Raw genomic sequence first — 23,105 nt, 5'->3', positions numbered from 1 at the left:
TAAAGAAAAAGTCATGGGTAAAATAGGCGGATTTAAAGAATATAGAAGAGCCGACGAAAGTAATATTGAAGTTATAGAACGTGTTAGCAACTATAATGAATTTACGATTCCGTTAGCAAAAGAGCAAATAAAAGAACAAGGTTCTAGATGTATGGATTGTGGTATTCCTTTTTGCCACAGTGCCTGTCCGTTAGGAAATTTAATTCCTGATTTTAATGACATGGTACATCAGGAAGAATGGCAAAGTGCCTTAGATATTTTACAATCGACTAATAACTTTCCGGAATTTACAGGTCGTTTATGCCCTGCTCCATGTGAGAAATCATGTGTATTGGGAATCATTAAAGAGCCTGTTGCGATCGAAAATATTGAAAAAAACATTATCGAAAGAGGTTTCGCAGAAGGCTGGATCAAACCACAGACTCCTAAAAAAAGAACCGGAAAAACGGTAGCCGTTATTGGTTCCGGTCCTGCAGGTTTGGCAGCAGCACAACAATTAAACAGAGCCGGACATACGGTAACTGTTTTTGAAAGAGATAATGCTATTGGAGGTTTATTGCGTTACGGGATTCCAAATTTTAAACTAGAAAAAGGAATCATCGACAGACGTGTAGCGATCCTTGAAGCAGAAGGAATCACTTTTAAAACCAATGTTAATGTTGGCGTAAACTTTAGCGTAGACGAACTAAATGCTTTTGATTCTATCGTATTATGCGGCGGAGCAACCGAAAGAAGAAGTTTGCCTACTAAAGGAATCGAAAGCAAAGGCGTTGTTCAGGCTATGGATTTCCTGACGCAGCAAACCAAAGTATTGTTCGGAGAATCAATTCCGGATCAGGTAATGGCTACCGGTAAAGATGTTATCGTGATTGGTGGTGGAGACACCGGTTCAGATTGTATTGGAACTTCTAACCGACACGGTGCCAAATCGGTTACCAATTTCGAAATTTTGCCAAAACCACCCGTTGGAAGAAGCGAAACAACTCCTTGGCCTTTCTGGCCGTTGCAATTAAAAACTTCCTCTTCACACGAAGAAGGTTGTAACAGAAACTGGTTAATCAACACCAAAGAATTCTTAGCAAACGAAAAAGGAGAATTGGTTGGATTAAAAACAGTCGAAGTGCAATGGAAAATGACGCCGGGACAAAGACCTGAATTAATCGAAAAAGAAGGTTCAGAAAAAATCTGGCCTTGCGATTTGGCTTTATTGGCCTTAGGTTTTACAGGTCCGGAGAAAACATTAAGTGAACAATTAGGGCTTGAAATTGACATGAGAAGCAATTATAAAGCTAAAAATTATCAAACCAATGTTCCTCATATTTTCACTGCCGGAGACATGCGTCGCGGACAATCTTTAATTGTTTGGGCTATTTCTGAAGGTCGTGAAGCAGCAAGAGAGGTAGATTTATTCCTAATGGGTTCTACTAATTTACCAACCAAAGGAAATGGCGATTTACCAAGTTTATAAATCATAAACGAATCTATTTTATAAAACAAAACCCCCTTTTTCAAAATTAAAAAAGGGGGTTTGTTATTTAATATCGGAAATTGATCCTAAAAAATAGGCTGTTTCTAAGCTGTGACGCTACTTAGAACTTAACTTCCATACCTAAACGGATTGTTCTTCCAGGTACCGGCATTGTGATAACTGTACCTACATCATAAGTATAACGGTCAGTTACATTGCCTATGTTCAAATTCATAATAAAATTATCATTAAAACGATACATTCCGTACACATCCAAAATATAATCTGCCGGAATGGTCGTAGCAACAGAAGAAGCACCTGTACCTTCTAACCAGTCTTTTGGATTTTCTTTCAAACTGTGCCATCTTAATCTACTTCCAACGGTTAGTTTTTTATCCTCTGTACTTCCTCCAATTTCAGCCATAAAAGATTGTTTCGGCGGGATTCTTGCCGGTAAAAGACTCCAGGCAAAACCAAGTGAATTGGTTGGATTTGTTCCATCCTGAGCACCCAAAATATTAGAAGTTACTACTGCATCTCTATACAAAATAGCAGAAGCATTTAAAAAGAATTGACGGGAAATATACCCTATTGCCAATTCCAATCCTTTTAATTTAAAACGATCATAATTTAAAAATATAAAATCATAATCCGGCATCATGGTTGCCGCTGAGATATATCCTCTTGTATTATTCTGAAAAACAGTGGCACCAAAATTAAAGTGATCATCCTCCAAAAGCAGGTTGTCAAAATTGCTTTCAAACCCAAGCTCAATAGTGGTTGTTCCCTCTGCTCTTAAAGGGTATTTTTCATTATAACTAAAAGTCTGAATTGATTCTGTCGATTCATACAAACTTGGGTTACGGTACGTATTAGACGCTTTTGCGAATAGGTTAAGTTGTTGGATCGGTGTATAAACCACTTTTCCACCAATGTTCAATTTGGCATCGTATTTCAAATCTCTATCAGCATTGTAATCGGATACTTTTGTTTCATGCACTCTCATATTGGCCTGAAACAAAAACTTATTTACTACTAAGTCTCCAGCTACAAATGCACTGTATTCCTCTCTCTTACCATTACGCGAAGATCCCGTTCTACCCTCAGGCACATCTTTGGGAACGATTTTTTCTATCTGTGTATTGATCCCGTATTGCAGCGTAAGTGGAATTCCGGAAAACTTGGTTTGATTTGAAATTAAAGCTCCTTTTCTATCATTTGTAAAACGATGTAAATACTGATCCCCATTGCCCGCACCCGGCGTTTGAATTAAACCGTTACGTTGAAAAAAATTAGCCTCATTAGCAAATACCGAAACATTTAAATGAACCAAATCATTAGGGTTAAAGGTGTAATTTACGGTATAATTATTCAATTCAGCAGTACCCAATGCCCATTGCGGCACACTTTCTACATCATCCGGAAGATCCTTAAAATTTTTGTCATTGTTGTTTTTATACCAATAAGCCGCTAATACTTCACCTGCTTTTTGCTTGTGATAACGGTAATTAAACTCCACACGGTGATGCGGTGCAATATTCCATCCTAATTTTGCAAGAGCCGACTGACTTTGATAACTGGTATTTACGACCTCTTCTCCGGGTTGTATTACCGGTTTTTTATATTTATCACTATTTTCAGGGTCAAAAGTATCGTAGTAAATTGGATCGTAGCCATATCGGTCAGCACCGTTTTCTCCTGCAAAATAATTCCCTTGTGTATGCACATTATAAGCAACAAGTGCGTCAAATTTTTTGTCCTTGAAAGCTATTGCTGCTGTAGCACTTCCGTTATTAATTCGGTCACGTTTAGAATTGTCCTGCAAAATATAATATACCTGATCATCCTCATCCTTTGGAATAGTAGGAAGCTGACTGTTATTAAAAATATTTCCTTTTATATATACTCCAAACTTCTTATTGCCCGATACTACATCTTCAGCGTCGATTGTTTCCATTTCAACAAATCCACCGGTAGCACCAATGGCGTTAGGATTAGTACTTGAGCCTTTATCTACTTTGATTTTTTTAACCAAATCCATATCGATATACGTTCTGTCGCTAGACCCCATGTATCCTCTGAAGGTCTGTGCAGATTGTAAACTCCCATCTACCATAATAGGCACCCTTCCATCTCCTTGCAAACCACGGATACCAATATCCAAAGCACCGGCTTCGTTTCGTATGTTGTTTACGGAAATACCCGGAATACCGTTCAAAACATCTCCATTGGCAGTACCTCTGTTTCTATTGATTTCGTTTTTTCCTATTTCTATACTCCCTGATGTTTTTTTTGATCCTGTAACAACGACTTCTTTCAATTTTTTTGCTTCTACACTCAATTGCAGATCTAACGTTGTGGTTTCGTTTTTCTTAATTTGAAATTTATGTGTAACGATTTTATAATTTAACATCGAAACATGTAAAGTATACTCCCCTTCTTCTAAATTTTCAAACTGATAAAAGCCATCTCCATCCGTAATACGATGTTTCTTTAACTCATTAATATAGACCGAAACTGAGCCCGCTGGTGCTCCGTCGCTTGTTGTTATGTGACCGCTTAGTGTGCCTTTATCTTTTTCATTTCCTCCTTCATTTTCATTTTCTGCCGCCGAGGCGATCATAAATGAGGTCATGAAGCAGGCTCCAATTATTGTTTTTAGCAATTTTTTCATTCCTTAGTTTTAGTTGTGTTTAATTTGTATTCGTAATTATAGGGTATTATAAATTTTACAGACCTTAGTTTTTATGCTATGAATTTCAATCTGTATTTATCTTTATTTTCTTAAAAAAATCCTGTTATTTTTTCAAAAAAGACAGTAAGAAACTACCCCGCAACTGAGTTCCGAGGTAGTAAGTCTAAAAAGTTGTTTATTGTAGTGGTAAAATCTCAGGTTTTCAATCAGTCCTGATTCAAAACAGTATTTTGAAGATTAAACCTGAAAGAAATTAAAAGTTGTATTGAACTTGTACGGTAGCACGTCTTCCCGGAGCGTTAACAAAATCTTTGTCTCTCGCTTGCCACCATGCCATATTTGGAGAATAATCTTTATTAAATAAATTCTCAACCCCTAATCCTAATTTTAATGATTCGCCAATAAGATAAGAACTGCTTAAATTAAAAACAGTATATTTTTTTACAGGTCCTTCATTAACACTATACAAATTTGTTGTTGGGTTAGGATCAAATCGGTTTCTTTCAAAATTATGCAGACTGCTTAATTCTACATCTAATTTTTTTGTTGGACGTACTTGAATATAAGTTGTAAGTTTTGGAGCCATTATACGAGAACCGTTAATGTACTTTTCGTATGTTCCGTTATTATCATTATCCACTTTTCCTTCCAACCAAGCGAAGGCTCCTCCGAAACTTAAAACCTCCAATGGTTTCAAATTTAAGACTACCTCATATCCCCAAATATTCTCCGGAGCACGCTGCATCGCAAAAGAACCATTTGGCAACTGAACAGAGGTCGCTCCCAGTTTTGAAGTACTCCAAAAACTCGTTAGCTCATAGTTGATCCATTTTTTAATAGTTCCCGCCACACCCATTTCGTAATTATTTACAATGATCGGATCAGTTGGTAATTTTGAAATAACACTTTCTGTAGAAGTTCTCAAAATACGTCCTACTTCATTGATCGAAAAAGACTGAGAATAACTGGTAAAGACATTTACCTCCGGCATAATATTATATCGCAAACCAATATTGCTCACAAAAGCATTATATTCTAAATCACCCCCTTGTACAAAAATACTATTGTTGTAGGTATTGTTTTTAGCATTAAGTACTGGCAATGTATAAAAATCATCTGCTTTAACTTTGATGTTTTCGTATCGCGCTCCCGCTTTCAAAGTAAATTTTTCCCAAGCATCAAATTTAATTAAGACGAATGGGGCTGTATTTTGCATTTTCATTTGTGGAGTCCAGAAACGTCCATCTTCTAATTTTTGAACAGTCTCATCCTGAAGAATATCTACTCCATAAATCAAATCTGCTTTATAAGTATCATTTGAAAAAAGACGGGAATCAAAATTCATCCTAAGTCCTAATTTCTTTGAAGCCACATTGGACTGTCCACCATTTAAAAATTGATCTCTGTCATATCCGTAAACCGTTCTGAAATCCTGTGAGTAGATGTTTACATTTAATGCTGTATTGTTCCAAATCTCTGAATTGGTATAAGAAAGTCTAAAATTATGATTTCTTGGAGTTCCCTCCGGAGTTCCTAATCTCCTTTCAGACTCAACTCCAATAGTAGGAATCTCGCCCCACTTACCAATCTTAACATCCTGATCTAAAAAAGATCTGGAAGCATACCCAATATACGAAAACTCGAATCTTTGTTTGTCGGTTAATTGATAGCCTATTTTTAATAAACCATTATAGGTGTCTAAATTTGATAAACTGTAAAAAGGAGAAGTATTAACCGAATTAGCATCTTTTATTACTCCCGTTCTTTCTTTAGTAAACCCTACAACATAATCAAATCGCTCTATCTTTCCGGTAAAAGAAGCCGATCCTCTGTATCCAAATGATTCTGCAAACGTTTTAGGTTGTGATATAAGACCTAATTGTGCAGAACCTGAAAATGGCCTTTCCTTATGGTTTTTCTTTGTAATATAATTGATAATCCCTCCATCGGCTCCATTACCGTAAATGGATGTTGCTCCTTTAATTACTTCGACTCTTTCAACAGAAAAAGGATCAATAACCTGTAAATCTCTTCCTCCGTTTCGCAATGGCGTAGATTGAGGCACTCCGTCAATCATAACCAAAAAAGGTCTTCCTCTTAAAGTCTGCCCGTAATTTGAAGTTTGATTTCCGGCAGTAGCTAAACTCGGAACCGTATATTGTAGAATATTACTAATATTTGAATTAATTATAGTCTGGCTTTGAATTTTCTTTTCTCCTACTATAGTAATCGAAGAAACAACTTCTTTTATGCTCTCTTTTTTCCGGCTTGCCGTTACAATAATATCATCTAAATTATTTGTCGCTAAACTGTCTTTCGTCTTTTCTTGAGCAAATCCTATTGAAACTATAAGGTTTAATAGGCAAAATGTAGTAATTTTTTTCATAAATAATGATTAAAATGCAATTTTTGGGCAAATATAATCTTTATTTATTCTAAATAAGAAGTATTTATGTCGAAAAGTTACATTTTATTCAATTGTTGGTTTTATAACAAATTGTTATGATTTGTTATTTTTCATTTTAAAATTTGTCAATCCCCAAAAGAGTAATAAGTTTGCCAAAAATAGTTTACAAATGCAAGCAAAAGATCTACTGCAGTTAGCAGACCAATTTGGAAGTCCATTATACGTTTATGATGCCGAGAAGATTCAGTCTCAGTACAATCGATTAACTAAAGCTTTCTCTAAGGTAGAAAACTTAAGAGTTAATTATGCTATGAAAGCATTGTCTAACGTTGCCATTCTCCAGTTATTAAAAAACATGGGATCTGGCTTGGATACCGTATCCATTCAAGAGGTTTTATTAGGGCTTCATGCCGGTTATGACCCTGAAAAAATCTTTTTTACACCAAACGGAGTTTCTTTGGAAGAAATCGAAGAAGTTGCCGCAATGGGTGTACAAATCAATATCGACAATTTATCTATTCTGGAGCAATTCGGAACAAAACATCCTCATATACCAGTATGTATTCGTATCAATCCACACGTAATGGCGGGAGGAAATGCTAATATTTCTGTAGGACACATTGATAGTAAATTCGGAATTTCTGTACATCAGATACCCCATATATTGCGAATTGTTGAAAACACAAAAATGCACATTGTAGGTATTCACATGCACACCGGTTCTGATATTTTAGATATCGAGGTATTCTTGTATGCGGCCGAAATTTTGTTCGATACTGCAAAACACTTCAAAGAATTAGAGTTCTTAGACTTCGGAAGCGGTTTCAAAGTACCTTACAAAAAAGATGATATCGAAACAGACATTGAAGAATTAGGTAAAAAATTATCCAAAAGATTCAACACTTTCTGTGCTGAATATGGCAAAGATTTAACCTTGATTTTTGAGCCTGGTAAATTCTTAGTGAGTGAAGCCGGATTCTTCCTGGCCAAAGTTAACGTAGTAAAACAAACAACGTCAACCGTTTTCGCCGGAATCGATAGTGGTTTCAACCATTTAATTCGTCCAATGTTTTATGGTTCTTCACATCATATTGAGAACATCTCAAACACAAAAGGGAAAGAACGTTTCTACTCTGTAGTAGGATACATTTGCGAGACCGATACTTTTGCAAACAACCGCAGAATCCACGAAATTACCGAAGGGGATATTCTTGCTTTCAGAAACGCAGGAGCATATTGTTTCTCAATGGCATCCAACTACAACTCCAGATACAAACCTGCTGAGGTATTGTGGATGAACGGTCAGGGAATCTTAATCCGTGAGCGCGAAACTTTCGAAGATTTGCTTAAAAATCAAATTTCGTTACCACAAGAAGCTGCGGTAACGGCTTAAAATAAAAAAATATCATGCTAAAAATCCCGTTTCTTAATTGAGACGGGATTTTTTTATTGTAGATTTTAGAGTTCAGATTTTAGATTTATAACCGTCTGTCAGGCTGAGCGAAGTCGAAGCCCTCCCCGTCAATTCGTGGAAATTCGTTCAATTCTTTGCGATTACTTTACATATAAGCACGCAGATTAAACAGATTAAACAGATTTTCACTGATCTTTTCTTCTAACCTTTTTTGTCAGGCTGAGCGAAGTCGAAGCCCCTTTTTTGTGTCCTTTCGACGAAGGAGAAATCTTCGTTTGCTGAATCTACAATCTGGTACTTTCTTTGTGGAGCTACTTGTGAAGATTTCTCCTTCGTCGAAAGGACAAGATTGCGGACAATTGAAATCGAAATACACTATCGTTTGTTTAAACCGTGTACTATCACGCTAATCTGCCGATTTGTGAAAATTCGTTCAATTCTTTGCGATTACTTTACATATAAGCACGCAGATTAAACAGATTTTCACTGATCTTTTCTTCTGCCCTCTTTTGTCAGGCTGAGCGAAGTCGAAGCCCCATTTTTGTGTCCTTTAGACGAAGGAGAAATCGCATTCTATATTCCATAACAGTGCGTGCTCAACTTGTGTGATTTCTCCTTCGTCGAAAGGACAAGATTACGGGTAATTGAAATCGAAATACATTGTCGCTTGTCTAAACCGTGTACTATCACGCTAATCTGTCAATTCGTGGAAATTCGTGCAATTCGTTGCGATTACTTTACATATAAACACGCAGATTAAGCAGAATAAACAGATTTTCACTGATCTTTTCTTCTATCCATTTTTGTCAGGCTGAGCGAAGCCGAAGCCCCATTTTTGTGTCCTTTCGACGAAGGAGAAATCTTCGTTTGCTGAATCTATAATCTGACACTTTCTTTGTGGAGCTACTTGTGAAGATTTCTCCTTCGTCGAAAGGACAAGATTGCGGACAATTGAAATGGAAATATACTATCGTTTGTCTAAACCGTGTACTACCACGCTAATCTGTCGATTCGTGGAAATTCGTTCAATTCTTTGCGATTACTTTACATATAAGCACGCAGATTAAGCAGATTAAACAGATTTTCACTGATCTTTTCTTCTACCCTTTTTTGTCAGGCTGAGCGAAGTCGAAGCCCCATTTTTGTGTCCTTTCGACGAAGGAGAAATCGCATTCTATATTCCATAACAGTGCGTACTCAGCGTGTGTGATTTCTCCTTCGTCGAAAGGACAAGATTACGGGTAATTGAAATCGAAATACATTGTCGTTTGTCTAAACCGTGTACTATCACGCTAATCTGTCAATTCGCGAAAATTCGTGCAATTCGTTGCGAAAATTTCATTACATAAATCAAATAAAAAACCTATTTTAGCTTATCAAATCTAAAAACCATGAAACTTACGATTCCCCTGTCGGCACTATTCCTTTTACTTACTACCAATTTATTCAGTCAGACGATCGAAGACTTAAAACTAAAAAACAAAGAAATTCCCAAAAGTTATATCGTAAACCAAGGCAATGTTTGTATTTCTCCTCAGGCTTGTACTTTTTATAATGATATTGAAACTTACAGCAACATTGTTGGAAAATTAAAGAGCAAACAAATTCAAAGTTTTAAAAGTAAAACAGACAGTGGGTCTATTATGTATTTCGAATTTGAACAAGTATTCAAAGGCGACAGGTTTCTGCAAGGAATGCTATGGAGAAAAGACGGTGAACCAACAGAGGAACATCCGGAAGAGTATCTTGCAAAAGGAAAATTTTTAATCATTTGGAGTTTTCATTCTGACAGTCCAATTAAGGAAAAATCAGAAACCAAAGTAGACGCTATTTTGCAATAAATAACAAAACCAAATGAGAAGAATATTTTTTCTACTACCCTTTTTACTATTATTCCAAACATCATACTGTGATATTGTTCCGGAGAATTCACATTTTGTTCAGAAGTGTGTCAAAATAACCAATATAAAAGACTTTCCAAATTTTAGTATCGTAGCTTGTACACAGCGTCCAATGGAAAGAATAGTAGAATCTTACATTTTAAATCCGAATGATTGTATCGAAAAAGGGTACAAATTCAATAGACTTTATATAATGGCTACTAGAAGAAGTTATCTCGAAAGCAGGCCTAAAGGCTCGATAGACTGGCTCAATGATAGAAATATCATAGAATCCTCTATCTCAATTGATAGTGGCGGTGGTAATGTAAGTAATGATAATCCTATGTCTTCTGTAGAAGAATATTATGAAATTGTAGAAATCACAAATACTAATTTCGTGATTTATAAATGCAAAGAACTCATACGCTATAATGATGGAAGACCTATTACACTAAAAAAATATCCTTTCCCTGAAGTTCGTAGAAAACCTAAAAATCATAAAACCGACGAAATACCTGAGATTTATCCTCATACAGAGATCTTCAACTTTTTAAAAGTTCTGCTACTTACCGTATTTATAGAAACCATCCTTTTATTTCTTCTTTTCAAAACTAAATACAAGACATTACAAATAGAAAATAAGCTTTTATTATTAACAGGAGCTACAACTTCATTTTTGACTTTACCCTATGTTTGGTTTGTGTTTCCGGCATTCATTCAATCTAGAATTCCCTATATTTTATACAGCGAATGTTTTGCTGTAGTAATAGAATCTGTCCTGATTTATAAATTATTAAAAATAGAATACAAAAAAGCATTATTAGTATCTATTCTCTGTAATGGAATTTCATTTTTAATTGGGTTAATTCTAAATTCAATGAGCTTCTTATAGAATTAAAATCGCCTACTATCTTGTTAAGAAAATGGATATTAATCAAAGCTTCATCTTTAATTTGTAATTTCGACAACTTAAAAAACATAAAAATGAAACCACAAATACGAATCCTAATTTATTCTCTATTATTCTTCACTTATAGCTTTTCGACTACGTTACTACTCGAACTAGGCGAAAAACTAAAGGATCACAGATTTATAACTTTAGGCTGCGGTTTCCTTCTTATAAATCTCATTTTTTCATTTTTTGTATTAAAATGGAGTCCTTTATTAAATATAGTCTCTTCCATTTTAATTGCTGCTTTGGCGCTATACTTGGCGTTAAGGGTTGGAGATTTGCACCTGTTTAGAAAATATGATGCTTATGGGATCAAAACCGCATTAATGGCCAATGCCCTTTTTTCAATTTTATTTTGGGAAATTGTTTACCAGATAAGGCGTAAAAAACAATTGTAGAGACGCACTGCTGTGCGTCTCTACGATGAATTTAATCCATCGATCAAAAAATTCAGCTTAATAAATATCGAATAAGTACCATTACGGAACGAATTTTAATCTCCGAAAAAAGGCATCTCATCAAATTTTCTGATGAAAAATAAATTTCTAATCTAGCCCCGATAGAGCCGGTATCCTCGAAGTGAAACGCAGAGATAAAGGCGAAAGCGGGACTGCGGGTCATTTTGAAAACAAAAATTTCTGCTTCTGAAATTTGAGAAAAATCAAAAATTAATTTCCAAAAAAAGGCATAGTTGTTGAAAGTTAAAAGAGATATCTTTACACCTTCAAAAGTTACACCCATGCAAAAAATTACATTACTTGTTTCTATTTTATTTCTGGCGTTCTCTTGTGGCGTAAAAACGACACAATCGCTGATCAGTGACGGGGATTACGATGGTGCTATAAATCGTGCTGTCGACGCGTTAAGAACCAAAAAGGATTCTAAAGGAAAGCAGGATTATGTGTATTTACTCGAAGAAGCTTATGCGAAAGCCAAAGACCGGGATTTACGCAATCTTGAAATGATGGATAAAGAGAAAAATCCCGCCAATCTGGAGCGTATCTATAACACCTATGTACAGTTAAATAATCGTCAGGAGAAAATCAGACCTTTATTACCGCTTCCTTTATTAAAGCAAAGTAAAAATGCCAGTTTTCCATTTGACAATTATTCTACTCAGATTGCAAGCAGTAAAATCGCTTTGTCAAAATACTTGTATGATAATGCGCAAATTCTTCTAAAATCAAAAAACAAACTAGATTCCAGAAAGGCTTATGATGATTTGGCTTTTATCGAAAGTATCAATCCAAATTACAAGAATGCGAAAAAAATGATGGACGATGCACAGTTTAAAGGAACTGATTTTGTAAACGTTTACGCTACAAACGAAACCAATATGATCATTCCGATACAATTGCAGAATGATTTATTAGATTTCAGCACTTATGGATTAAACGACAAATGGACGGTTTACCATAGTATCAAACAAAAAAATGTGAAGTATGATTATGGTCTGATCTTAAATTTCAGAGAGATATTCATTTCACCTGAACAGATTAAAGAGAAAGAATTCATTAAAGAAAGACAAATTAAAGACGGTCTTAAAACGCTTTTAGACAGTAGAGGAAGACCCGTAAAAGACAGTTTAGGACGTGCCATAAAAGTAGATAATTTTAAAACACTCAAAGTTAACATCTACGAATACAGACAATTTAAGTCTTGTGAGGTAACGGCGAAAGTAGATTACGTTGATTTAAAAACCAATCAACTTATGCAATCCTTTCCTATTACTAGTGAGTTTGTTTTTGAGAACATTTATTCGACCTATCGCGGTGACAGAAATGCCTGTGACGAAAATTATTTAGGCTATTTTAACAAACGTGCCGTGCCGTTTCCGAACAATGAACAAATGGTGTTTGATACCGGAGAAGATCTAAAAGCCAAATTCAAAAATATCATTGTCCGAAACAGATTCAGATAATCCGTTAAAAACAACATTCCGATCCCATTTGTTCAAAGCAAATGGGATTTTTTATTGTGTTTTTCGCACCAAAATTCCATTCCAAATAGCTCTATTTTCTATTCTCTATTATCTTATCCTACTACTCTTCAATAAATCCGGTTAAAGGTTTTTTTTGATCTCAACTTCTTATTTAATCCTAAATTTAGAATCAAAAACAACTGTTGCAACGTCAACAGATAACAGCCGTATTGCAAGTATTCGAAGTAGGAATAGGTAAACTCAAAAAGAGATGCTAAAGCTATAACACATAAAAAAAACACCTTTTTATAGCGGTACTTATAAAAGTAAACAAACTGTAATAAAATAGAAACCGGTAGTGCCAAAACGATAAGAATACCCAAAACTTCTATATACGGAAATCGATAGGGAGGCTTGAAATTGCTAATAAAATTGTAACAATCCTGAAAATAATTAACGGAAAAAGAAACTGAATTATTGTCGGCATTATTTACATTTCCGATCTGATCGGAAGCAAAAAGGAAATCCATCGTAAACGGAAGAAATAACAATAAAAATCCACCTAAGATAATTAGAAGGAACCCTTGTCTATATAAAAACTCATTTTTAATCATCTTGGTTTTTTGCCTAAAAATGACCTAAAGATAAGGTATTAATTCACAATTGTCATCATCAAATTCATATCAAAACTCTTTATCAATTAAAAAAAAAGTAAAAAAAACAATGCGAAACCAAAAAGTTGCGTATATTTGCAACTGATTGATTGCGTATTTAAACAAATAAAAATGAAACGAGATGTTTTTCAGGCCATTGCCGACCCAACCCGAAGAGCTATATTAGTATTAATTTCTTCCAGTGCATTAACCCCAAATGCAATTGCAGAACAATTTAATACTACAAGACAAGCCGTTTCTAAACACATTAAAATCCTTAATGAATGCGAATTATTGGAGGAAAAGAAAATGGGAAGAGAAATCTATTATCAGCTTAAAATTGATAAAATGAAGGAAATAGATAAATGGTTAGAACAATTTAAAGAGATCTGGGAAAATCGTTTCAATCAACTGGATCAAGTATTAATGAATTTAAAAGCTAAAGAAAATGAAAACTAATCTTTTAATGGATTTTACCGTTGACAAAGAAAATTGTACGGTAAACGTAAAACGTGAATTTAATGCTTCAATCGCAAACGTTTGGTCTGCCTGGACAGAAGCTGAAATCTTGGATCAATGGTGGGCGCCAGCTCCATACAAATCCAAAACAAAAAGCATGGATTTTAAAGTTGGAGGCCACAGACTATATGCAATGGTAGACCAAGAGGGCAAAGAAGGTTGGGCTTTGGTTGATTATATTTCGATTTCGCCAAAAAGCAATTTTAAAACTCTCGGAGCATTTTGTGATAGTGAAGGGAATATCAATCCTGATTTTCCTCGTTCTAACTGGAGTGTCTCCTTTTCTCAACAAGGTGATATTACAATTGTTGATGTGGTTATTAAACACAAACAATTGTCAGATATAGAAAAGTATATTGCAATGGGTTTCAAAGAAGGATTTACAAGTATTCTTGAGAATTTAGATAAAATCTTTGAAGCAAAAAAATAATTGTACATGCAATCCGTGGAGATGCACAGTAGTAGAGATGCACAGTAGAGATGCACAGCAGTGCATCTCTACAAAATAATTTTGCAGAATATCATTAAATAAGTTTCAACAGTTTTGTACATAGAAGCTTTGTTTTCCTTAAATTCGTTTACGTTACTAATTTAAAAAAAACGTAATATGAATTCAAAACTAGTCAAACTCTTTTTACGTCTTGCGATCTCGGCAGGATTTCTTTCTGCTGTTGCAGATCGATTTGGATTATGGAGCAAAGAAAATTCGGTTTGGGGAAATTGGGAAAACTTTCTTGCTTACACAAAAATATTGAATCCACTGATTCCAGATAGCTTGTTATCACCTGTCGGAGTTATTGCAACTGCACTTGAAATCATTTTTCCGGTTTTTCTTTTAATTGGTTTTAAAACCGAATTGTTTGCCAAACTGAGCGGGTATTTGCTATTGCTTTTCGGATTATCAATGGTATTTTCTGTCGGAATAAAAGCACCTCTTGATTATTCGGTTTTTACCGGTGCCGCCGCCTGTTTTGCACTGAGTTTACTTAAAGAAAAGTATCTGGAGCTTGATACTGCGATTGCAAACAGATAAAAATGTTTCCGTTTTTTTTGATTACTGATACCTTAAAACTAAATCATGAAAGCCAACAAAACAAGCCGAACTGCACAATATATGGCACTGTTCAGAGCATTAGAAAGTCAGCGTAATTTAAATGACAGACTATTTTCTGATCCTTATGCCATTTATTTTTTGGATCCTAAACTTAGACTAACTGTACATTTATCTAAAAACAAACAGGTTAGTAAATACATCAGCACTACGATTCAGAATAAAATTCCGGGTGCCTTTTCGTCGGGATTGGCGCGGACAAAATATATTGATGATTTACTTCAATCCACTATTTTGGGAGGTGTTACGCAAGTCTTTATTTTAGGTGCTGGTTTTGACACCAGAGCTTTACGTCTTGATTTTCTAAAATCAGTCTCTGTTATAGAAATCGATCACCCCAACACCTCAAATTTTAAAATTGGTACCTTCAAAAAACGAATTGGAAAACCGCTGGAGAACATCACCTACTGCCAAATTGATTTCAACAAACAAAGTCTTGATGAATTGGCAGTACAATATCATTTTGATTTTACAAAACCGACAACCCTGATTTGGGAAGGCGTTACCAATTATTTAACAGCAGAAGCAGTAAGCAATACATTTGCTTTTATTTCTAAATTTCCAAAAGGCAGCTCCATTATTTTTACTTATGTACACCAGGAAATCCTTACCAACCCTTCTTCTTTTTTAGGAGGTGAAAAACTTTTAAAAGATTTAGAAAAACTGGAAGAGCATTGGACATTTGGTTTTCTTCCGTCTGAACTGCCCGATTACTTAAAACAATTTAATCTGAACCTCATCGAAGATTTAGGTGCAAAAGAATATCGCGAAAAATATCTGCCCAATCGAAATGAAAAAGGCTATGAATTTTATCGTGTCGCTATTGCCAAAAAATAACGCATTGTCAACGCACCGGCATGGTGCTTTTCAGATTTCAGAAAAACATTTGTATCTTTGCAGCAATTAAACTAAAAAGGTAATTCTTATGTGAAAAATAATTTCTTCCGGAAAAAATAGATAGAAAACCCAATGTGGTTCGCTATGATTATTCACCCTTAAAGAAGAAATTATGCTTACTTTACAAAACATTTCATACCTACATACGAACAAGGACTTACTGTTCGATAAAATTAGTTTTACAGCCAACCGTCAGGACAAAATTGCTTTAATCGGCAATAACGGCAGTGGAAAATCTACCTTATTAAAAATTATTTCAGGCGAATTACAAGCTTCAGAAGGCTTATTGAAATCTAATTTAAAGCCCTATTATGTTCCGCAGATTTTTGGGCAATTTAATCATCTTTCCGTTGCTCAGGCCTTACAAATTGACGATAAACTAAATGCTCTCAATGAAATTCTTCAAGGAAATGTAACCGAAAACCATCTAAACATTCTTGGTGATGACTGGACCATTGAAGAGCGTTGTGCCGAAGCACTTCAATACTGGCAATTACAAAACTTAGATCTAAATCAAAAACTGGAGCATTTAAGTGGCGGTCAAAAAACTAAAATTTTTCTTGCCGGAATTTCAATTCACAAGCCCGAACTTGTGCTGCTGGATGAGCCAAGTAATCACTTAGATTTAGCAGGACGAACATTGTTATATAATTTCATTCAGAATACCTCATGCACCTTAATTGTGGTAAGTCATGATAGAAAGTTATTGAATCTGCTGGACATGGTTTATGAATTAACCAAACGCGGCATTACGGTTTACGGAGGTAATTATGATTTTTATGCCGAACAAAAACAGGTCGAAAGCAATGCCTTAAATCAGGATATTCACAGCAAAGAAAAAGCATTGCGAAAGGCAAAAGAAAAGGAACGTGAAACTTTGGAACGCCAGCAAAAACTCGATGCACGTGGAAAAAAGAAACAGGAAAAAGCCGGAATTTCCCGTATCATGATGAATACCTTGCGGAACAATGCTGAAAACAGTACTTCAAAAGTCAAAAACAATCATGCCGAAAAAGTCAGTGGTATTTCCCGGGAGTTACAGGAATTGCGTTCAGGTGTAGCCGAAATCGATAAAATGAAATTCGGATTTGATACTACTAACTTGCATAATGGCAAAACATTATTTACCGCAATCGACATTAATTATACTTTTAAGAATCGGTATCTTTGGAATAAGGATCTGAACTTTCAACTTTTAAGTGGTGAACGAATTGCTTTAAAAGGAGCAAATGGCTCGGGTAAAACAACTTTAATTAAAATAATCACCGGAATGTTGATTCCGCAGCAAGGAAGCATTTACAGGGCGGAATGCAAATCCGTTTATATTGATCAAGATTATTCTTTAATTGACAATCGCCTTTTAGTTTATGAAATGGCCGAGAAATTCAATACTTCCGGTTTGCAGCAACACGATATCAGGATGAGACTTAATCGTTTTTTATTTTCTCAAAATGAATTTGACAAACCTTGCAGCGTACTAAGTGGAGGAGAAAAAATGCGCTTACTGCTTTGTTGTCTGACGATAAACAATCAATCGCCTAATCTTATTATTCTGGATGAACCGACCAATAATTTAGACATTCAGAATATCGAAATTCTTACCGCTGCCATTAATGAATATCAGGGAACTTTGATTGCGATCTCACATGACGACTCTTTTTTAGAACAAATAAACATTCAAAAGACAATTGATCTTGACCACCAAAAAACTCGTATTTAATTTTTAAATTAGCTTGAATTAGCCGAAATTAACCTTAACTATTTTGATGATGAGTGTAAATAAAGAAACCATAGAAGAATATATGAACGCCTTCAAGGTGAGCGATCACGAGAGAGTTCTTGCTTGTCTTACTGACGATGTTGTCTGGGAAATGCCCGGGATTTATCAGCATGTTGGCAAAGAAGCATTTGATAAAGAAATTGAAAATGAAAACTTTATCGGCAGTCCAACGATTCAGATTTTAAAACTGATTGAAGAAAACAATATCGTTATTGCAGAAGGCGCCGTACAGGGCATGATGAAAAACGGAAATATACTAGATGCTGTTTTTTGCGATGTTTTTGAAATGGAAAAGGGAAAAATAAAAAGGCTAACCTCCTATCTCATGTCAAAAAATGCCTCCTTAAAATTCGAATAACAAAGAAATGCAAATTCCAAATTTTTTAAATTCCAAATTCCAATGTTGGGGTTAACTGTTGGAGTCACAAAGCTAAAACTTTGTTTTATTTGATAATAAATAGTTGTCTTTTTGTAACGTAAAGCCTTTTTGCGAACTTAAAATATTCACAAAGTATTTCAAAAAACAACCTTGCGAACTCCTATGTTTAACTAGGTAAACATAGGAGTTCGCAAAGGTTTGACCTAGATTTAAATAAAAAAATCTAAAGTCTAAAATCCAAAATCTACAATCTAAAGTCTACAATCTAAAATCTGCAATCTAAAGTCTTACCCCAGCCAGCCTTCCCTATCCAGACTTCGGTACTGAATTGCTTCGGCTATGTGGGACGAAATTACGGTTGGTGCGGCCTCTAAATCGGCGATTGTGCGTGCTACTTTCAGGATCCTGTCGTAGGCACGGGCAGAGAGGTTAAGGCGTTCCATCGCTGTTTTTAATAATAGTTTTGATTGTTCGTCGAGTGCGCAAAATTCTCTGATTTGCTTGGTGTTCATTTGAGCATTGTAATGAATATTAGGCAGCTGATCAAAACGAATGGATTGCAGTTCCCGCGCTGCTGTTACACGTTTTCGAATTTCGACACTGCTTTCTGCTTTTCTGTCGTCTGATAATTTTTCGAAAGGAACAGGAGTTACTTCTATATGAATGTCAATCCGGTCTAATAAAGGACCAGAAATCTTACTCAGATACCGTTGCATTTCATGCGGTGACGAAGTATTTGGTACACTTGGATCGTTAAAAAAGCCACTTGGACTCGGGTTCATACTCGCCACCAACATAAACGACGACGGATAAGTGACCGTAAACTTAGCCCGTGAAATTGTTACTTCACGATCTTCCAGCGGTTGACGCATCACCTCGAGAACATCCCGTTTGAATTCAGGTAATTCATCCAGAAATAAAACACCATTGTGCGCCATCGAAATTTCACCGGGCTGAGGATAACTCCCTCCTCCAACTAAAGCTACATTAGAAATAGTATGATGCGGACTCCTGAAAGGCCTTTGATTCATTAGCCCCACTTCTTTTAATTTTCCAGCAACACTATGAATTTTAGTCGTTTCTAAAGCTTCACGCAAAGTCATGGGTGGCAGAATGCTGGGCAATCTTTTGGCCAACATTGTTTTTCCAGCTCCGGGCGGGCCGATCAAAATAATATTATGTCCCCCTGAAGCTGCAATTTCCATACATCGTTTTATGCTTTCCTGTCCACGGACGTCTGAGAAATCAAATTCTGGAAAATCGAGTGTTTTATAAAATTCAGCTCTGGTATCAATTGTGGTGGGTTCAAGCATGCCTTTTCCTTCAAAGAAGTCAACTACTTCTTGCAGGTTTTCAACACCATAAACATCTAAACCTGCTACAATTGCAGCCTCTTTTACATTTTGTTTTGGTAGAAAAAAACCTTTGTACCCTTCTTCTTTAGCTTTTATGGCAATTGGTAAAGCTCCGTTTATAGATTGCAAACTTCCGTCAAGCGAAAGTTCTCCCATAATTATATATTGATCCACATCAAGTGCTTTTATCTGATGTGATGCTGCCAAAATCCCAATCGCGAGTGTCAGGTCATAAGCGGAACCTTCCTTTCGTAAATCGGCCGGTGCCATATTGATGGTGATTTTTTTTCCCGGAAAAGTATATGCATTATTCTTTAATGCCGCCGCAATGCGATAACTGCTTTCTTTTATGGCATTATCGGGTAAACCAACCAAATGATACCCGATTCCTTTATCCATATGAACTTCGACCGTAATTGTTGTAGCTTCTACTCCAAAAACGGCACTTCCGTAAACTTTTACTAACATAAACGCTTTTCATTAAATGTTTTTAAAGCTAATGAAAACAATTTAATTGTAGCTTTTTTATTACATATTTATTTTTTTGAAATTTGCGATTTGATTTCATCTTAAAAAATAAAATCCCAAACAATTTAAAGAAAAAAGCCCTGTAATCAGAGCTTTTGTATATGATGATACCAAATTTTTAAATTGAATCGACTAAATGACGATAATCGTACTTTTCATACTCTTTAGTATTAGCCTTTTCCTTATTTAACTCCATCATTTCATTTTTTAGTTGAACCTTATACCATTGTTCGGGTTTAGTATGAGAAAATGTACTAAGCTTTAATACTAACTTTGCATTTAATTTTCTTTCCCCTATAAGATATTTATGTAGATTACTGTCTTTCATATCAAAGTAAGTTGCCAATCTTTTTTTCGAAAGATTAAGTACTTTCAAATACATCTTAACAAAATCAAGGATTTTTAAAATCTCTGTATCGTTTTCATTCTGAATATAGTCTTCTAATTTGTATTGAATAGAAAGTAATTCATTCTTTAATACCTGCTCTTTTGATTGTTTAGAAGAATGAGATACTATAATTTTCTTTAAATCATCTTTCTTTTTATCATTCCAAATGTCATTGATTTGAATTTCTTTATTTCTCATATCTTTTAATTTAAAAACTCGGTAATTAATTTCTCTCCTCCTTCGGGAACTATTATCATAGTTGTTTCACCGTATCTTAGTGCGTAGTACTTGATTGAATATAATGCCATTAATTTAACTTCATCTTCTTTATTCTCCTCTAAAACATCAAATACCAAATAGCCTTTGTACGGCTCATTCGCTTTAATAAAACTTAACCTGCAAGCAAATGCAATCAAACAACCAGCAATTCTTTCATATCTTTTAATAGAATCTTTATTATGAGGTGCTACTTCGATAAAAGCCATATAGGGTTCTACTTTGCCTTTCATTTCAAAAATCAAACAACCTTCAATTATATCAGGTGTTTCATCCGACACTAAAATATAAGCTTCATGATTATACTCTTTTGCCTGTTTTTTAAAATTAAATCTCCAGCCGTCACTTATAGAAGGCAAATTTAATTTTGTTGATTTTGCATTTAAAATCTTAGCGTCAACTAACTCATTTTTGCTAATTCTTAATATTCTCACATTCATTAGTCCGTCATTCAAATATACTAAAAATAATTATACATTTTGTATAATAAATTCACATTATTAATATGAATTTACTATACCTTTATTTAAGTTTATTTGACTTATTAATGCAGATACTTTTTCTATAAACCATATTCATTAAATGTTTTTAAAGCTAATGAAATAATTTAATTGTAGTTATTTTATTACAAATAAATATTCAAAATACTTTGCATTTAACTTTAACCTCTGCATTTTCTACAAATTCATACAAATCTCAATTCTTCTGTTATATCCGAAATCATTCTTCTATTACCTCTTATCTACGAACATCCGTCATGTATATTCGCAAGCTGGCTTAACAAAAAAAAATCGATAAATCACTAAATAACAACTCACTCTGCTATTTTTTCATCAAAAATTTGCAATAAAATTCTATATTAGCGCTATCCAAAAAAAATCCAAAAACCACTATGAATCACACCTCAAAACCAATTCAAAACAAAGCTTTTTCTTTTAGTCGGCAGCTTGTTTTTATGCTACTTCTATCTTTTGGTATTGTCCTGCAAGTAAACGGCCAGCAAAAGAAAATAACTGAAAAATTTAAAAAGGAAACTGTTTTAAAGATAGATTCCCTTCTTCAAAAAAACTATATCTTTCCTGAAAAGGCAAAATTGATCGGAGCACATTTAAAAGGGGCATACAGAGACGGTAAATTTAAAAAATACGAACTGTTAGATTCTTTTTCAACAGCACTGACAAAAGAAGTAAGATTCATTAACGATGACAAACATTTGGGAATCAAGCCAAGATTTATTCCCACAAAGGAGAAAACAGAATCAAACCAGGATTCTTATGAAATTTACCTTCATAACTTAACCGATGATCGTAAGCTGGCAAATGGTTTTAGAGAAGTCAAAATAATCGATGGTAATATCGGGTATCTTAATTTTAATTTTTTCATACACGAAACGAATCAAACCATCGATTCCTATCTGTATTTACTAGAAAAAACGGACGCCATCATTATTGATTTAAGAACCAACGGCGGCGGAAGCCCAAAAACGGTTCAATATTTATGCAGTTATTTTCTTAAAGCCCCTTTACTATTAAATACATTGTATTTTAGAAAAGACAACTATACAGAAGAATTTTGGGTAAAAGAGGTAAACGGAAAAAAGAGACTTGATGTTCCTTTGTTTATTATTACCGGCGCAAAAACCTTTTCGGGAGCTGAAGAATTCAGTTACAATATGCAAACTCAAAAAAGAGCGACATTAATCGGTGAAACAACCGGTGGTGGCGCCAATCCCGCTGAGTCATTTGAAATTAATTCCCTTTTAGAAATATTCATTCCTACCGGAACTGGTATTAATCCCGTTACAAAAACAAACTGGGAAGGAATTGGTGTAATCCCGGAATACAAAACAACCAAAGACATGGCCTACGATAAAACTTTAGAATTAGCCACTAAAGCTGCCGAAAACTACAGAACCAAAAACGCAGCGGAATCGAAAAAACTGTATCAGCAACTACAGACCTCTATTGACCAACAAACAAAACCACTCAACGAAGGTGATTTGGCTAAAATGGATCAGCAACTATTCCAGGTGATAAAAAAAATGACCGAATCTGATTTATTTAATGAGGGTGACATCGATGTTTTATCAGCTGACTACACCAAAACAAAACCATATATTGCAGAGTCCATTTTAAAAAGCAATGCCGAACTACATCCAAAATCTCCTATTGCCTTTTTAAAATACGGAGATCTTTTGGAGCAAAACGGAAAAAAAGGCGACGCAACAGCTGTCTTAAAAAAAGCAGTAGAAGTTGCAACAGAAATCAAAGCGCCTTATCTGGAAGGATTAAAAAACCGCTATGAAAGCATTTTAAAATAAAAAACAAAACTTAGAATGAACCAGTCCAAAAACATTCTAAAATGACAAGCCAAAAAAGCCAGTACCTCGCTCAGTAGCTTGTAATGCCATAATTAGTATAATTTTTAATTTAAAACTTGTTCAAATATTAATATTTGTTATTTTTATTAAAAATTATACTAA

General features: G+C 34.8%; 19 protein-coding genes. 13 read left to right on the top strand and 6 right to left on the bottom strand.

Translation table 11 applies throughout. The features are described from left to right. Positions 1-13: 13 nt before the first annotated feature. Positions 14-1,468, top strand: coding sequence for a glutamate synthase subunit beta (locus LNP23_RS11280; RefSeq protein WP_047775752.1), 1,455 nt, complete (start codon positions 14-16; stop codon positions 1,466-1,468). Between the two features lie 121 nt (positions 1,469-1,589). Here LNP23_RS11280 and LNP23_RS11275 read toward each other — a convergent pair whose 3' ends face one another. Both LNP23_RS11275 and LNP23_RS11270 read right to left on the bottom strand, forming a co-directional pair. Next, positions 1,590-4,142: a TonB-dependent receptor gene (locus tag LNP23_RS11275; RefSeq protein ID WP_230004961.1), complete on the bottom strand. Its 2,553-nt coding sequence runs from the start codon at positions 4,140-4,142 to the stop codon at positions 1,590-1,592. 274 nt (positions 4,143-4,416) lie between these two features. After that, on the bottom strand, positions 4,417-6,549 hold the full coding sequence (locus LNP23_RS11270; RefSeq protein WP_230004960.1) for a TonB-dependent receptor: 2,133 nt from the start codon (positions 6,547-6,549) through the stop codon (positions 4,417-4,419). A 133-nt stretch (positions 6,550-6,682) separates the two neighbouring features. Between LNP23_RS11270 and lysA the strand changes: the two genes are divergently transcribed. The 5 genes from lysA (at position 6,683) to LNP23_RS11245 (ending at position 12,737) form a co-directional block, all read left to right on the top strand. Next, the gene (gene lysA / locus LNP23_RS11265; protein ID WP_255663877.1) at positions 6,683-7,963 is read left to right on the top strand and encodes a diaminopimelate decarboxylase; all 1,281 of its coding nucleotides are present in this window, start codon (positions 6,683-6,685) and stop codon (positions 7,961-7,963) included. A 1,412-nt stretch (positions 7,964-9,375) separates the two neighbouring features. After that, a complete protein-coding gene (locus LNP23_RS11260) occupies positions 9,376-9,825 on the top strand; it encodes a hypothetical protein (protein WP_230004959.1) in 450 nt (149 codons plus the stop codon). Between the two features lie 13 nt (positions 9,826-9,838). Continuing rightward, complete coding sequence (locus LNP23_RS11255) at positions 9,839-10,756, top strand: hypothetical protein (protein WP_230004958.1); 918 nt, start codon at positions 9,839-9,841, stop codon at positions 10,754-10,756. Positions 10,757-10,848: 92 nt separating this feature from the next. Beyond that, complete coding sequence (locus LNP23_RS11250; RefSeq protein WP_230004957.1) at positions 10,849-11,214, top strand: hypothetical protein; 366 nt, start codon at positions 10,849-10,851, stop codon at positions 11,212-11,214. Positions 11,215-11,555: 341 nt separating this feature from the next. Then, on the top strand, positions 11,556-12,737 hold the full coding sequence (locus LNP23_RS11245) for a hypothetical protein (RefSeq protein WP_230004956.1): 1,182 nt from the start codon (positions 11,556-11,558) through the stop codon (positions 12,735-12,737). Positions 12,738-12,865: 128 nt separating this feature from the next. Here LNP23_RS11245 and LNP23_RS11240 read toward each other — a convergent pair whose 3' ends face one another. Continuing rightward, positions 12,866-13,351, bottom strand: coding sequence for a hypothetical protein (locus LNP23_RS11240; RefSeq protein ID WP_230004955.1), 486 nt, complete (start codon positions 13,349-13,351; stop codon positions 12,866-12,868). 144 nt (positions 13,352-13,495) lie between these two features. On the opposite strand from LNP23_RS11240, the gene LNP23_RS11235 reads away from it, so the two are divergent. From LNP23_RS11235 to LNP23_RS11210, 6 genes are all read left to right on the top strand, one after another. Continuing rightward, the gene (locus LNP23_RS11235; protein ID WP_255663875.1) at positions 13,496-13,849 is read left to right on the top strand and encodes an ArsR/SmtB family transcription factor; all 354 of its coding nucleotides are present in this window, start codon (positions 13,496-13,498) and stop codon (positions 13,847-13,849) included. Continuing rightward, positions 13,839-14,339: an SRPBCC family protein gene (locus LNP23_RS11230; protein ID WP_047778277.1), complete on the top strand. Its 501-nt coding sequence runs from the start codon at positions 13,839-13,841 to the stop codon at positions 14,337-14,339. Before LNP23_RS11235 ends, LNP23_RS11230 begins: the two co-directional genes overlap by 11 nt. A 177-nt stretch (positions 14,340-14,516) precedes the next feature. Next, positions 14,517-14,942, top strand: a complete 426-nt coding sequence (locus LNP23_RS11225) for a DoxX family protein (protein ID WP_230004954.1) — start codon at positions 14,517-14,519, stop codon at positions 14,940-14,942. 45 nt (positions 14,943-14,987) lie between these two features. Then, complete coding sequence (locus LNP23_RS11220; protein WP_230004953.1) at positions 14,988-15,857, top strand: class I SAM-dependent methyltransferase; 870 nt, start codon at positions 14,988-14,990, stop codon at positions 15,855-15,857. A 172-nt stretch (positions 15,858-16,029) separates the two neighbouring features. Beyond that, a complete protein-coding gene (locus LNP23_RS11215; RefSeq protein ID WP_230004952.1) occupies positions 16,030-17,637 on the top strand; it encodes an ABC-F family ATP-binding cassette domain-containing protein in 1,608 nt (535 codons plus the stop codon). A 46-nt stretch (positions 17,638-17,683) separates the two neighbouring features. Further along, entirely contained in the window at positions 17,684-18,055 is a 372-nt protein-coding gene (locus LNP23_RS11210; RefSeq protein WP_230004951.1) for a nuclear transport factor 2 family protein, read from the top strand. A 308-nt stretch (positions 18,056-18,363) separates the two neighbouring features. On the opposite strand, the gene LNP23_RS11205 is transcribed toward LNP23_RS11210, so the two are convergent. From LNP23_RS11205 to LNP23_RS11195, 3 genes are all read right to left on the bottom strand, one after another. After that, entirely contained in the window at positions 18,364-19,899 is a 1,536-nt protein-coding gene (locus LNP23_RS11205; protein ID WP_230004950.1) for a YifB family Mg chelatase-like AAA ATPase, read from the bottom strand. A gap of 178 nt (positions 19,900-20,077) precedes the next feature. Next, a complete protein-coding gene (locus LNP23_RS11200; RefSeq protein ID WP_230004949.1) occupies positions 20,078-20,545 on the bottom strand; it encodes a transcriptional regulator in 468 nt (155 codons plus the stop codon). 5 nt (positions 20,546-20,550) lie between these two features. Next, positions 20,551-21,063, bottom strand: a complete 513-nt coding sequence (locus tag LNP23_RS11195) for a hypothetical protein (RefSeq protein WP_230004948.1) — start codon at positions 21,061-21,063, stop codon at positions 20,551-20,553. 452 nt (positions 21,064-21,515) lie between these two features. Here LNP23_RS11195 and LNP23_RS11190 point away from each other — a divergent pair, with 452 nt between their 5' ends. After that, complete coding sequence (locus LNP23_RS11190) at positions 21,516-22,943, top strand: S41 family peptidase (RefSeq protein ID WP_230004947.1); 1,428 nt, start codon at positions 21,516-21,518, stop codon at positions 22,941-22,943. Positions 22,944-23,105 lie beyond the last annotated feature (162 nt).

Origin of the sequence: Flavobacterium cupriresistens (genome assembly GCF_020911925.1) — a bacterium.
GTDB classification, from domain to species: Bacteria; Bacteroidota; Bacteroidia; order Flavobacteriales; family Flavobacteriaceae; genus Flavobacterium; species Flavobacterium cupriresistens.
This window is presented reverse-complemented; position numbering and strand designations above follow the sequence as displayed.